This window comes from Methanoculleus caldifontis (assembly GCF_032842345.1).
Taxonomy (GTDB): domain Archaea; phylum Halobacteriota; class Methanomicrobia; order Methanomicrobiales; family Methanoculleaceae; genus Methanoculleus; species Methanoculleus caldifontis.
The window spans coordinates 763,312-776,556 of sequence record NZ_WBKO01000001.1; the positions used below are offsets into that span (position 1 = coordinate 763,312).

The window sequence follows — 13,245 nt, forward strand, 5'->3', positions numbered from 1 at the left end:
ATGTCACACTTATCGAAGTGATCAAGCATGATCGTCGAGTTCAAAACGTATTTTTGCGACGGATGGTGGGGCGCACACGCAACCGAACACTCCATCTATACCCAGGGAAAAACCGTCGGTGATCTCATCGATAATATCTTAGAAGCAACTGAACTTCATTTTGAAGAGGAGATCGAGAAAGGCGAACTGATTACCATCATCACCATGCCCGAATCTTCAGCAGAAACAACCCCCGATATGCCGGTTATCAAGTTCGAGTACAAGGTTGATATTGTTGCCAAAACAGCCGGTTGTTAGCGGGTATAAGGTGATCAGAATGCTCGAATCGATCGGGTATTCTTTTCTTCGGCAAACCTGGAGCCATGTTCGGATGGGAAAGCAATGCGAGACCGGTACCAAGCCTGTCACCGTCCCCCTGCACAACGAAATTAACGCGAAAACCCCGAATACACTTCTTAACGACATCTCCAGCCAGACAAATATTCCCTAAGAAACATTATTGGAGATGCTTCGATAGTCCAATCTCTTTTCCATTTTTCTTAATAACGTAATGCCCCGGGGTGCCCCCGACGAGAGAAGGAGGAGCAATCATCTCGGCGGGATCCCCCGACCGCTCCAGGTTCTGTCGGGCAGCACGATGCCGGCGAGATTGAGGGTCCTCATGAGATCCCTCAGAATACGCCGCCCCCACCCGAACCCGGACCTTGAGCAGTGGCCGGGGGCGACCGTCTGCCGGCGAGGCCTTCACCTGCCGCTGCCCCACGGGATCTCCGCGGGCACGAGGGGGTGTGGGACCGTTCTTTCGTCCGGTCTGCCGGCCCGGCGCCTCCCGGGCGGCCGCGAGGGTGCTCTTTGCTTCTTCTGTTTCCGGTTATGGTTGCTGTTGTGGCGCGCTCCGGCGATCCGGGCTGTTGTGGGCTCTCTCTTTCTTCCGGACCGGTGCCTCCGGGGGCGCCGATCCCGGCCCGGGCGGGGCGTGCCGGAAAACCCCTATGACGCTTCTGATAGTCGGAGTGCGGCGTTATAGCCGACTGAACCTCGGATTGCCGCCCCCCGGCCGGTCGGATGAAACAAATTTTCCCAAAAGGCAATTCTATCCGCCATAATCCTCAACCGGCTTCGTGAAGTGGCGATCTGTTTTGGAAAACTTTATATATAATATTGTGCGGCATCCCCCGGAAAGCCCCCCGTCCCCCCGTGGCCGGCACCGTCTTTCCCTCGTCGAAAGAGGGTAATTTTTCATGATTTATCCTCAGGATGCCCGGAGCCATATCGGCACCTTTTTCCCTTCATTCATGAAAATTTACGTATCAGAAAGCAGCGGCCCCGGCGCCGCGCCCGGTCCAAACGGGCGGCCGGCGGCCGCTCATTCCCTATCCGCACCTTACGGTGCTCAAGGTCCGGTGACCTCCCACGACCAGCGTACTATGATGCAATCCGCCACACCCCAGAGCCTCTCCTTCCTGGAGAGCACCCCCGTCGCCGAGCCGGCAATCCACAGCATATCCCGGGAGGACCGAGAGTGACCACCCGGACCCGCACTCCTGTTACCCCTGCCCGCACGTCTGAGATGGTCATCGACGACGGCGACGACGGGGAGGAGACGATCCTCCTCGTCGACAGTGTGGCGACCCGGCCGAAGAGGGAGCGGCCCGGCAGCATCCGGACCCTCGTCGCCATGCCGGCCTACAACGAGGAGACCTCTATTGCAAAGACCGTCGTCGGCGCCCGGCAGCACGCGGATGCGGTGCTCGTCGTCGACGACGGCTCGAAGGACGACACCGTCCCGATCGCCGAGGCGCTCGGGGCTATGGTCATCCGGCATACGACCAACAAGGGCTACGGCGGGGCGCTCCAGACGATCTTTTCGACCGCCCGCGACCTCGGCGCCGAGGAGCTCGTCATCATCGACTCCGACGGCCAGCACAGCCCGGGGGAGATCCCCCGGCTGCTTGCCGAGCTCCGGCGGGGGAACGACGTCGTGATCGGTTCGGCCGGCGAGGCCTGCGCCTCGTGCGGGACGAAGGTCCCTGATACCACGGTTCCCGGGAGATTCGGGGCCTACGGGCGGCGGGCGATCGAGGCGATCCGGATCGGCGGCAACGGCGTCTCCGCCGGGACCGAGATCCTGGCACAGGTCCGCGGCATGAGAGTTGCCGGGGTGCCGGCCGCGAGGCCTTCGACCGACGGGCCCCGCTACCGCGGGAAGCGGATCGCGGTGGTGATCCCGGCCTACAACGAGGAGGAGCTGATCGGGGAGGTGCTCGACGGGATCCCGGACTACGTCGCGAAGGTCTACGTGGTGAACGACGGCTCCGCCGACGCGACCGGGGCGATCATCGAGGACTACAGCCGCCGCGATCCGCGGATCGTCCCGATCCACCACAACCCCAACCGGGGCGTCGGGGCGGCGATCACCACCGGCTACAAGCGGGCGGTCACCGACGGGATGGAGATCGCCGCGGTGATGGCCGGGGACAACCAGATGGACCCCGCCTACCTCCCCTCCCTCCTCGACCCGATCGTCGACGGCCGGGCCGAGTACACGAAGGGCAACCGCCTCATCAACGAGGCCTACCGGACGGGGATGCCGCCGTGGCGGAGTTTCGGCAACTCCCTCCTCACCTTCCTCACCAAGGTCGCCTCGGGCTACTGGCAGATGATGGACCCCCAGAACGGCTACACGGCGATCTCGACGAAAGCCCTCGCCGAGCTCCCCCTCGACAGCGTCTACCAGGGCTACGGCTACTGCAACAACCTCCTGGTCTGGCTGAACATCCACAACATGACCGTCCGGGACGTCGCGATCCCGGCCCGCTACGGCCGCGAGAAGTCGAAGATCCGCTACTCGACCTACATCCCGAGGGTCTCAAAGCTCCTCCTCGGCAACTTCCTCTTCCGCTTAAAGACGAAGTACATCCAGATGGGCTTTCACCCCCTCGCGTTCTTCTACGCCGCCGGGGCGGTGCTCACGCCGATCGGGATGATCGGGGGGCTCGTCACGCTCTGGGAGAAGCTTGTGATGGGGTATCCGGTGCTGTTCGTACACGGGGTGCTGTCGTTCCTGGTGTTCATGATGGGGATGCAGTTTCTGCTGTTTGCGATGCTGTTTGATATGCAGGCGAACTCAGCGGTGGGCCATTGATGGTGCGGGACTTCACGATGGCAAAGTACGGGGAACTCTGCCGCGCCCTCCTCGGTGCCGGCTACACCCCGGCCACGGTCTATCAGTATCTTACCGATCCTCCCGGCGGTCGGACGGTTGTCCTCCGCCACGATGTCGATCGCAAGCCGGAGAACGCCTTGAAGATGGCCGAGCTTGAGCACGCCTTCGGGATCACCTCAACCTACTATTTCCGGCACCCCGTGACCTTCGTCCCGGAGGTGATCAGGGAGATCCATGCCCTCGGCCACGAGGTCGGCTACCACTATGAGGTGCTTGCAAAGGCAAAGGGCGACTACGAGGAGGCGATCGGGCTCTTCGCCTCGGAACTTGAGGAACTCAGGGGGATCTGCGACGTCCGGACGATCTGCATGCACGGAAGTCCCCTCTCCCGCTACGACAACAGAGATCTATGGCACAACTACGATTTTCGACAGTTCAGTATCGTTGGTGAGGCATACCTCTCATTGCAGGGTACAAACCTTTGCTACTTTACAGATACAGGCAGGAACTGGGACGGGAAACACTCACGCCGCGATGTTTTTCAGTCAATGGAGAAGTGTAAGGGGATCCACACAACAAGCGACCTCATCAACGTTCTCACGGAAAACAATAAATTACAACCCTATATAACAATCCATCCGGAAAGGTGGGCAATAAGCGGTGGGGGCTGGCTTTCAGGCTACCTTAAGGACAACGCGATCAACATGGGAAAGAAGTTGATCATGGCGATCCAGGCGTGATTTTATTTGTAAAGAGGGAGCTCGATGAGACTACTGATAGAAATGGGGCATCCAGCCCACGTTCACCAGTTTAAGCACTTCATTCAGGAAATGCAAAAGAGAGGACATAGCGTCCGGATCATCACCACGGATAAAGAGGTCACAATTCCCCTCCTTAACAGCATCGGATTGGATTATGATGTTATCGGGGTAAACCAGGGAGGACGAGTAACACGCAAATTGATATCGCTGGCGAAATCATTCCATACCGCATACAATATATCCCGGGCATTCAGACCGGATATATATATAAGCAGGGGATCTTTCATTTCCGGGGCTATGAGCCGCTTATTGTTTAAACCACATATTTTTTTCTCCGACTGCGATCACGTCGTTCTCTTGCGGAAGATTCTCGATCCCTTGGTGGACGTAATCATATCACCCTCGAGCTTCCAACTGAACTTGGGAAGAAAGCACGTAAAAATTGAAGGATATAAGGAACTGATGTACCTGCATCCAAAATATTTTACGCCGAATCCTGCTGTTCTCAAAGAGGTTGGATTAACCGAGGGTGAAAGATTTGCAATCATCAGGTTAGTCTCGTGGCATGCGCACCACGATGTCGGGCAGCATGGAATACAGGACGAGATGCGTCTTGTGAAGGGACTTGAACCGCACTGCCGGGTCATAATCTCATCAGAGAGGCCGCTCCCAGCTGAGCTGGAGGAGTATCGCATGAAAGTGTCGCCCGAAAAGCTCCACGATCTTCTCTACTACGCTACGTTATATATTGGGGAGGGAGCAACAACGGCATCTGAGTGTGCCATGCTTGGAACACACGCACTGTATGTTAACACGCTCAGGGCAGGCACTACGGACGAACTGGGAGGTACGTATGGACTTGTTCATACTATCTCCGACCCCCGCGAAATGAGATCCGAAGTTCTGATCAAAGCACTGAAATTACTCAATGACCCCGATTTGCACGCGAAAGGAAAGTTGAAAAGACAGAGGTTATTAAGTGAAAAAATTGACGTAACTGCATTTATGATCTGGTTTATCGAAAGTTATCCCGATAGCATGACTCAAATACAATCTGACGCAGATTTTTCCGTTCGATTCAAAACGGAAATAAAAGAGACGCCGGTAGAGGTATTATAGAAAAACAAATTCGCTTAAATTCTGTGAGATTTGCAGATCACTTAGAGATGCAGCCTACAAGTTCCCAGTAGACGGGTGGATCAACTTTCATAAGATACCACAATTCGGAGACAGAAGACATGGATTTTTCAGAGGTCGAGTAGATGAGGTTGCTTTTTGTCGGGGATCTATTCCTCGGAGGCGATGCCCAAAGGAATGAGATCGGAAAGATAATTCATTCCAAAGCCTTCTGGTCTGCGGATACGAAAATTGCAAATTTAGAACACCCGATTAGTAATCATGCCCTCTGTGCAGATAAATGCACGTTATTTACCGACTCATCTGCGATGAATAATTTAAAACAGATGAACATTTCCGCGGTGTGCGTGGCAAACAATCATATCCACGATAAATTAGATCAAGGAATTCTCGATACTTTGGCAGAACTCGATAACGCACACCTAGGCCATTTTGGCGCGGGAATGGATGATTCTCACGCTCGAATGCCCTGGGATATTAATGATGAGATTTGCATACTGGGTTATTGCGATTTCGGGCATTCATACCTGAATAAAGTACAGGTTGCATCGCATAATAAGCCCGGTGTCAATCCTTTGCGATTAGAATCGATACTGCGAGATCTGGGGGAACTCAGGGACGGCAAAAAGGCCATACTCTTTTTCCACTGGGGCAGGGAGCATGTCTGGCTTCCACCGGTAGAAGATATTCATCTGGCCAAGAGACTGCTGGAAGACGACAGAGTGCTTATGATTATTGGTTCTCACTCCCACCGGATACAGGGCTACATTCGGCATAACGGTAAATATGCGTTCATGTCCCTAGGAAATTTCCTGTTCCCGAATTTCTTCATGCGCCCTCCAGCACAAATTACATACCCAAACACTGAAGAGGCCGGCTATTTGACAACGCGTGAATATCACCCTGTCTTTGCATTAACGTACAAGAAGTGGCCGGCGGTCTGTCGGGCCTCAATAATGGTGGATTACGATACAGAACGCAGTACAATCTCGATTCATCCCGTTTATCAGGAAGATGCGTCACCAACAATAATCGATCTGGAAGGCTTGCGCAGGCGTGTCGTTGTGTTCTGGGTGTTTTTCTTATCGGGCGTATATAAATCGCCTCGACCCGTTTATGCAACGATTGCCCTCCTGCATCATAAAGCATCTATATACTGGCGATACGCAAAGATAGCGTTTTTCTATCTTCGCTCATTAGGTATGTTCGAGACTCCAAGATATATTATAGGATTATTATCCTACCATCGGAAACGACAAAACCCCGGTAACTCAGAGAAGTAACGAAGGTCCAGATATCGCCCCTTATCCGCGGTTTGCCTACGAATCGGGTGAAAGTATCCTAAAGCATGACGAAAATCAGGTACTATAATGATAAAGCGTCCTCGTAGTCCCTGCTTTGAAACCATTCAGGAAGTAGTCAGATTGTCGAATGCGCTATGAAATGCGGCGATAGATCCTTTCCGGAGAGGTGACGTTAGCTTTGTGAAGATTTCTCCGGGATCGCTACAGATTCGTACGTTAGAGCCTTTTCCACTGGATTAACTCAAAAAAGACATTTATTACTTCGGAATCCGACGATGCATAGAGAACACTCTTTAGACCTCGGATGGGGAATTGAGATCGAGTTAAACAAAGAGAATGGTATATTAATTTCGCAGTTCAAATTAACGCGGCGGTGAAGAAGCGTTATACGTCCGGGCATGTCGAACAGAACATATCACCATTCTCAAAAGGAGGCAGCGGATGTATCCTATAACCGAAAGCATTCAACAAAATCCAGAATTTTGGGACATTTATACGAGAAAGGAAGAGTACTCATCTCAGAGATTAGATCAACATGGAAGGTTCATATCTCGTCACAGTCGGCATGGGGATATTCTTGATCCTATAGTATCAAGGTATCTGATTCAGGAAGGTCTTAGGGTCGAATATCCGGATAATAGACATTTTGCAGTATGCCTCACGCACGATGTCGATGAAATATACCCTCCGATTAGTCATACATTGGCTTCTTCGAGACATTGCCTTAAGGCGGGCGACTACGCTGGAGTTAAAAAGCAATTATTCTGGCGATTGAAAGGTAAAAAGGCAAGCCCATATCTAAAATTTAAAGATATTATGGATCTAGAGGAGACGTATGATGCAAAGTCTTCGTTCTATTTCCTTGCAACAGACAGAGATATTCGGCGATTTCGATATGACGTCGATGACCTTGAGACAGAAGTTGGTTTCATCAGCGATAACGGGTGGGAGGTCGGCCTGCATGGAGGTTACTATGCTGCAGGGGATCTGAACGAAATCAAAATCGAAAAAAATCGGCTTGAACGTATCCTAGGAAAGAGAATTGTCGGCTATCGGAACCACTACCTACGTTTTGTAGTGCCGGATTCCTGGGAGCAGTTATCTCTGGCGCGTTTTGAATATGACACGACTCTGGGATACTCAGATGCAATCGGGTTCAGGAACGGTATGTGCCATCCCTTTAAGCCATTCAATAGAAACACAGATTCCGAGTTAGACCTGCTGGAGCTTCCTTTGACGGTGATGGATAGCACACTCTTCAGCACAACAAAGTCACAAGAGGACGCATGGCACCACGTAAAAAGGTGTATTGATGTTGTTGCTTCTTATAGTGGTCTCCTCGTATTGAACTGGCACTCAAACAGTTTCAACTGCCCATACAAGAGTTTCTGGCCGAGGATGTATGAGAAGGTTCTCCACTATTGCGCCGGAAATAAGGCATGGATAACAGATGCAGAGACAATTACGGAATTCTGGAAGAAAAATGTGCTTTATTAATTTTTGTATCATATTTTTCAGCCGCACCACAGCGTTTATATCGTGAAGAAAATAAAAGAATTGATATGCGTTGAAACAAAAAGAAAATAGCGTTAACGTCTGGAATTCTTTATAATCTAGATTTAAATAAAATCAAGAAGGGCGAGGAAAAATGGAAAAAACAGATTGTGCATTGATCCTAGGGAGTTATGTAAATGGATATTCAATAGTCCGGGAATTGCATGAAAAAAAAGTAGAAAATATTGTTCTTTTTGATAGCACGAGGAATATAGCATCCTATAGCAATAAGATCACACAGCACGTTTCGATCGAGGATACGCCAGAAAACCTCCTTAATGCGCTGAACAAACTCCACGAAGAATACGAGAAAATAATAGTTTTCCCGACAAGCGACCTGCATCTCGAAAATTTGCATAAAATCCATAAAGCCATAGAAGGTTATTGTTTCCTTCCGTTTAACCCGGAAAATCTGATCGAATGCTCGGATAAGTATCACCAATATTCATGGTGCGAAAAGCTAGGGGTTCCGTATCCTAAAACAATACGAATTGAGAACATCAAAGATATTGATAGGATTTTGTCAATTCAATTCCCTGTCCTCCTAAAACCCGTCAGGAGAGACGATCTTAAGATCGATGTCTTTAGAAACCTGCAGTTGAAAGACCGGGAAGAATTTGACAAAAATAAGCGAAAAATTGAAGATTTTATTCGGAAAGGAATACCGTTCATTGCATCGGAAATTATCCCGGGTGACGGATCGAATATCTATGCATACGTAGGATACCGCAATAAGCAGGGAGTTATCGTCAATGAATGGACCGGTAAAAAACTTTCCCAGTTCCCAAATGACTTTGGCGTTTTCGCAAGTGCTTCCAATCAGGCCCCGGATACTGTCTATCACCAGGGAAGAACATTACTGAATGGCATGAATCTCATGGGAATTGCCGAACCCGAATTCAAATATGACTATAGGGACGGCAAGTACAAACTCATGGAGATAAATCTACGCTCAATGATGTGGCATCGCGTGGGAAATCTTTCCGGGGTCTACCTACAGTATTCACAGTACCTGGATGCCCTTGGTAAAATCGCCGACAAACAGTCGCAAATTAAAGACAAAGACATTCACCTCTTTTACTTTAAGCACGAACTTTTCAACGTTTTATTCAGAAGGAAATATGCTGGCATATTTTATAAAAACTTATTTAGATCTGATAAAACTCATTTCGCAGTCTTTTGTCCGGACGATCTCCTTCCCTGGATTGTCGATACCAAAAATGCGATACTACGGGTGATAAAAAGAGAATTCAAGGAGTATACTTGATGATAACAGACGCTTATTTCTTTCTCAAAAAAATACCCTTGCTAATAAAAGGGGTAAAGATCAGAGATCATTGCGCATTTGTTCGAGTAAAATTCCTAGGAAAAGCCAGAATCGAACCATACTGCCGTATTATCGGCGATCCTGAGATTATCATAGGGGATACCTTCTATATGAATGCAGGATGCCATATTCTGGGCAATATTGTCATTGGCAACGACGTCCAAATCGGTCCGAAAACGGTCATCTGGGGGAGGGACCACGGAATTTCTCGAGATAGGTTAATCAGGGAGCAGCCTCACGTAAAAAAAGCAATCCACATAGGCAACGATGTCTGGATTGGAGCAAATGTCACTGTATTGAAAGGAGTAACTCTCGGCGATGGAGCCATCGTCGGAGCAGGTTCGGTCGTTACAAAAGATGTGCCCGACTACGCTGTAGTTGTTGGAAATCCCGCTAGGATTATGAGATATAGGGAATAGCCAAACACTAGGAACCGCAAGTAATTTATTGAAGGTAATGCAGATCCTTAAAATCGTCGTACATGCGGTGTCGTTTCGTTTGAAGTTCCCACAATGGAAGCCGCATACAGAGGCTAATCACGAATACAACCGCTTTCGAGTATTGCCTGTAGAGAGGTAGCAGGCCGGGACCTCACTTGTATTAAAGACATTCTAAACGGTCAAAATCACGGAATCATACATACGGCAATAACTGTTTAACTCTCAACGGACGTGAAGATGGAGAAATCATGATGCGCGAAACTGAGACAAACCTTTTAGCAATTACTCATACCTACAGGACTTTTCAGAAAGACCCTCTTGAGTCTATAGCCCCCTATTTTTCAAATGTTTACGTCTGCATAAGATCCAATCCTGCAATGGAAATATTAAAGCATGTAAACCGAAACAAATATTATAAGAATAGCCTCGATTATAAAATCGATCTGTCAAACAAACCAGAAAACTGCCACATCTACCCATCACCCACACTGTATGTGCCAATAGAAAGCTGCTATAAATCTGTGGGAAGAAAACATCTCACTGCCGTCACCAGGATAATTAAGAGAAACAACCTTCGGTTTCAACTGATTCACGCCCACTTCACGTGGTCAGCTGGCTATGTGGGTGCCTGCCTTAAAGAAGAGTATGATACCCCATTTGTCGTCACCGCTCATGGATATGATATTTATTCTCTTCCCTTCAGGGATGCCGATTGGAAAAGCAGGATAGAACACGTTCTTAATACCGCCGATGCGATAACTACCGTCAGCAACAGTAATAGAGAATGTATTGAACGCTTGAATGTAGCCACTCCGGTATTCGTGATACCTAACGGGTATAACGAGGCTATTTTTTACCCGAAAGATTCCGCCGGCTGCCGAAGATCCCTTGGACTGCCTCTGGATAAAAAAATCATTCTCTCGGTGGGGAATTTCTCCCCGATTAAGGGGCATAAATACTTGATCTCGGCCGTCAAGGAGGTTGCAAAACACCAAAATGACATCCTTTGCATTATTATTGGAAGCGGTCAGACATTTCAATCATTAGAGAGACAGATAAAGAGCGAACAGCTTGAGCAGTACGTACGGCTGGTAGATCGGAAGCCACACGGCGAGTTGTCGCTATGGATGAACGCCTGCGATATTTTCGTGTTGCCAAGTGTACGGGAAAGTTTCGGTCTTGTACAAATCGAAGCCATGGCGTGCGGGAAGCCAGTTGTGGCGACACGAAATGGTGGAAGTGAGGAGATCATAGTTTCTCAAGATTGCGGACTTCTTGTCGAACCAAAGAATTCGCATGAACTTGCAGAGCAGATTAATACCGCACTAAATAAAAAATGGGAGTTCCAAAAGATTCTAGAATACTCGCATGCATTTTCCCTAGAAGAGATCGCTAAAGGATATATGAAAGTATACGAAAAGATACTGTAGAATTAAAGAAGCGAACTTATAGGAACTACGGGCTCATCTACATTGTAAACTAAAACTCGGTACATATGATAATTTATAAAACCGTTAGAAGTAAGTCCTATATACAGTAAAAGCGGTTGTTGTCTGGTGCAGCATGGGGATAAAAAACGTCTTTGGCGAGACAACAGTGCGCACGTACCTCAGCTGGTTTACCGATAACATCGACGTTATAGGCAGCGTTGCGGGGATACTGATCGGGGTTGCTATCTCTTTGCTTTATCTCATCAGTAAAACGATCTATCTGCCCATGTTGGGTCTTGCACTTTTCTCCGCATCATTGATATACCTCCTCTTACGGCGAGCAAACGTGAAAGAATATCCGATCAGCAGATCGCGGGGGTTGTCAGTCCTTTATGAAATACTTTTTTTTTCCGGAATAACGGCCTGCCTTGCGCTCCTGCATACTTCTGGCTGCCGGCCTCCGACGTATTTTATCATTTTTGGCGTCTGTGCTGGATTGCTGGCGCTTTCCATACTCTGCGTCAAAACAAAGCATGGTGTGTTACTCCAACTATTTAAGATAGTGATCCTTTCGCTGCTGAGCAAATACTCTGTATACTGGTTTTCCGGGGGTTCGGGTGTCGACTACTGGATACACTTGAGTATGAACCTTCTGCTGGCGCAAGATGGGAATATAAGTGTTTTGATCAACAAAGAAGAGTTCTTCCCATTAATGCACATCCAGGTTGCTATCGGCCAGATTCTCACTGCCGTACCCATCAGAGACGCCTCAAATTATTTCATTCTTCTGCCGTATGTACTTGCGGCAATATGTGTTTTCATAATCGGAAGGAAAATATTCAATGAAAAAGTAGGACTTCTTGCGATGCTGATCGTAAGCATCACGGATTTTCATTTTCTCTGGGGGATCGCTCCTCAGACAACAACATACGGAGTGACGTTATTCTACTTTCTTATACTGATAGTTTTTGAAGCAACGAACGGAAACGACCGCCCTAAGTGGATATTTCTGTCAGTCATCTTGATTTTAACACTTATTCTAGGTCATGCAGTCTCTTCATTTATCATGCTAACAACCTTGATCGCTTTATATATAGGATCCTATCTCTATAATACTGTATTCAGAGAGAAGCAGATCTTTTCATTCTGTCCATATCTATTCCTCCTGTATGTTGTTGTGCTTATCCAGCACTGGGTTGTTGCTGTCTATGGTAGAGAAAATTCCTTCTTTGACATGATTATAGTGACTTTTGAAAATTCTGTTTCCGAATACGCAGGTTTCCTCAACAGACCGGAAACCTCTGCCAAATATGTCGTAATGATGCCCTCTATTTTTGAGCAAGCTGCAGATACGGCAGGGTTGGCGCTTCTACTGTTCTTTACAGCCATTGCAGGATACTTGTGGGTTTCGCGCCGTTACCGAAATGGATATACGGTCTCGATAGTGGTCTGCGTAATTATTCTCATGTCCATTACATTCGGTTTCCCGTTATTCGGAATCCGCAACATTCTACCCACGCGCTGGTTTGTATTTTTATATTTGTTTATTGCCATTATGGCCGCATGTGCGATTGTGAAACTTCAATACGCTCTCCCCAAAAGGCATATGGCTATTGCTTTTGTGTTTGCATCTGTTTTTATAATGGCTTTCTTCATGTCCGCTTGCACCACAGCGAACCAAGATAGCCCACTCTGGTTGAAAGAATCAACCATTTCTACAAGATACACGTTTCAGGAGGTCTACGGCGCACAAAAATTATCCTTCCTATCAGACAAGTTCATGGCAGACTCCAACTATATGTGCCTGTTGAGCATGGATCCTGGGAACCATGTAAGGGAATTTACATCGAAAAAACTATTCTCCGACGCCGATCGAATATTTGTATGGAGAAATTATATGTACGATAGACCAATACGGCAGGAAATTGAACTTGAAGGTTATTATAAGAGAATTGGGATAAGTCAAATCGTAGGCTTGGAAATGCTAAATAATTTGGAAGTCAAGTCAAAGGTCTACCAAAACGCGGATATTACGGGTTTCTATTTATAATCTGCCACAGGGAATGCCTCAGATTTTCTATGATTTATTTTGAGTTCTGTTTCCTTGCTTGGTCATTCCTTCTTCA

The 13,245-nt window shown here is 48.3% G+C and carries 10 protein-coding genes and 1 pseudogene; all 11 read left to right on the plus strand.

What is annotated here, in order from left to right:
- Nucleotides 1-27: 27 nt before the first annotated feature.
- The 11 genes and pseudogenes from F8E02_RS04035 to F8E02_RS04080 all read left to right on the plus strand — a co-directional run bounded on the left by F8E02_RS04035 (nt 28) and on the right by F8E02_RS04080 (nt 13,169).
- Entirely contained in the window at nt 28-297 is a 270-nt protein-coding gene (locus tag F8E02_RS04035; RefSeq protein ID WP_317064180.1) for a type II toxin-antitoxin system HicB family antitoxin, read from the plus strand.
- A 19-nt stretch (nt 298-316) separates the two neighbouring features.
- Entirely contained in the window at nt 317-490 is a 174-nt protein-coding gene (locus F8E02_RS13065) for a type II toxin-antitoxin system HicA family toxin (RefSeq protein WP_394357909.1), read from the plus strand.
- A gap of 1,032 nt (nt 491-1,522) precedes the next feature.
- Complete coding sequence (locus F8E02_RS04040; RefSeq protein WP_317064181.1) at nt 1,523-3,145, plus strand: glycosyltransferase family 2 protein; 1,623 nt, start codon at nt 1,523-1,525, stop codon at nt 3,143-3,145.
- The gene (locus F8E02_RS04045; protein ID WP_317064183.1) at nt 3,145-3,906 is read left to right on the plus strand and encodes a polysaccharide deacetylase family protein; all 762 of its coding nucleotides are present in this window, start codon (nt 3,145-3,147) and stop codon (nt 3,904-3,906) included. Before F8E02_RS04040 ends, F8E02_RS04045 begins: the two co-directional genes overlap by 1 nt.
- A gap of 24 nt (nt 3,907-3,930) precedes the next feature.
- The gene (locus F8E02_RS04050) at nt 3,931-5,046 is read left to right on the plus strand and encodes a DUF354 domain-containing protein (protein WP_317064184.1); all 1,116 of its coding nucleotides are present in this window, start codon (nt 3,931-3,933) and stop codon (nt 5,044-5,046) included.
- Nucleotides 5,047-5,189: 143 nt separating this feature from the next.
- A complete protein-coding gene (locus tag F8E02_RS04055) occupies nt 5,190-6,347 on the plus strand; it encodes a CapA family protein (protein WP_317064185.1) in 1,158 nt (385 codons plus the stop codon).
- A gap of 462 nt (nt 6,348-6,809) precedes the next feature.
- Nucleotides 6,810-7,865, plus strand: coding sequence for a polysaccharide deacetylase family protein (locus tag F8E02_RS04060; protein ID WP_317064186.1), 1,056 nt, complete (start codon nt 6,810-6,812; stop codon nt 7,863-7,865).
- A 151-nt stretch (nt 7,866-8,016) separates the two neighbouring features.
- Nucleotides 8,017-9,189, plus strand: a complete 1,173-nt coding sequence (locus F8E02_RS04065) for a carboxylate--amine ligase (protein ID WP_317064187.1) — start codon at nt 8,017-8,019, stop codon at nt 9,187-9,189.
- A gap of 317 nt (nt 9,190-9,506) precedes the next feature.
- Nucleotides 9,507-9,662: pseudogene (locus F8E02_RS13070) on the plus strand (DapH/DapD/GlmU-related protein); the annotation flags it as partial.
- A gap of 275 nt (nt 9,663-9,937) precedes the next feature.
- Complete coding sequence (locus F8E02_RS04075) at nt 9,938-11,119, plus strand: glycosyltransferase family 4 protein (RefSeq protein WP_317064189.1); 1,182 nt, start codon at nt 9,938-9,940, stop codon at nt 11,117-11,119.
- A gap of 133 nt (nt 11,120-11,252) precedes the next feature.
- Nucleotides 11,253-13,169: a hypothetical protein gene (locus tag F8E02_RS04080; protein ID WP_317064190.1), complete on the plus strand. Its 1,917-nt coding sequence runs from the start codon at nt 11,253-11,255 to the stop codon at nt 13,167-13,169.
- Nucleotides 13,170-13,245 lie beyond the last annotated feature (76 nt).

What these genes read in the sequence shown, in the direction of transcription:
- F8E02_RS04060 (WP_317064186.1), top strand. Translation starts at nt 6,810, where the DNA reads ATGTATCCTATAACCGAAAGCATTCAACAAAATCCAGAATTTTGGGAC.
- F8E02_RS04035 (WP_317064180.1), top strand. Translation starts at nt 28, where the DNA reads ATGATCGTCGAGTTCAAAACGTATTTTTGCGACGGATGGTGGGGCGCA.
- F8E02_RS04065 (WP_317064187.1), top strand. Translation starts at nt 8,017, where the DNA reads ATGGAAAAAACAGATTGTGCATTGATCCTAGGGAGTTATGTAAATGGA.
- F8E02_RS04045 (WP_317064183.1), top strand. Translation starts at nt 3,145, where the DNA reads ATGGTGCGGGACTTCACGATGGCAAAGTACGGGGAACTCTGCCGCGCC.
- F8E02_RS04080 (WP_317064190.1), top strand. Translation starts at nt 11,253, where the DNA reads ATGGGGATAAAAAACGTCTTTGGCGAGACAACAGTGCGCACGTACCTC.
- F8E02_RS04050 (WP_317064184.1), top strand. Translation starts at nt 3,931, where the DNA reads ATGAGACTACTGATAGAAATGGGGCATCCAGCCCACGTTCACCAGTTT.
- F8E02_RS04075 (WP_317064189.1), top strand. Translation starts at nt 9,938, where the DNA reads ATGATGCGCGAAACTGAGACAAACCTTTTAGCAATTACTCATACCTAC.
- F8E02_RS04055 (WP_317064185.1), top strand. Translation starts at nt 5,190, where the DNA reads ATGAGGTTGCTTTTTGTCGGGGATCTATTCCTCGGAGGCGATGCCCAA.
- F8E02_RS13065 (WP_394357909.1), top strand. Translation starts at nt 317, where the DNA reads ATGCTCGAATCGATCGGGTATTCTTTTCTTCGGCAAACCTGGAGCCAT.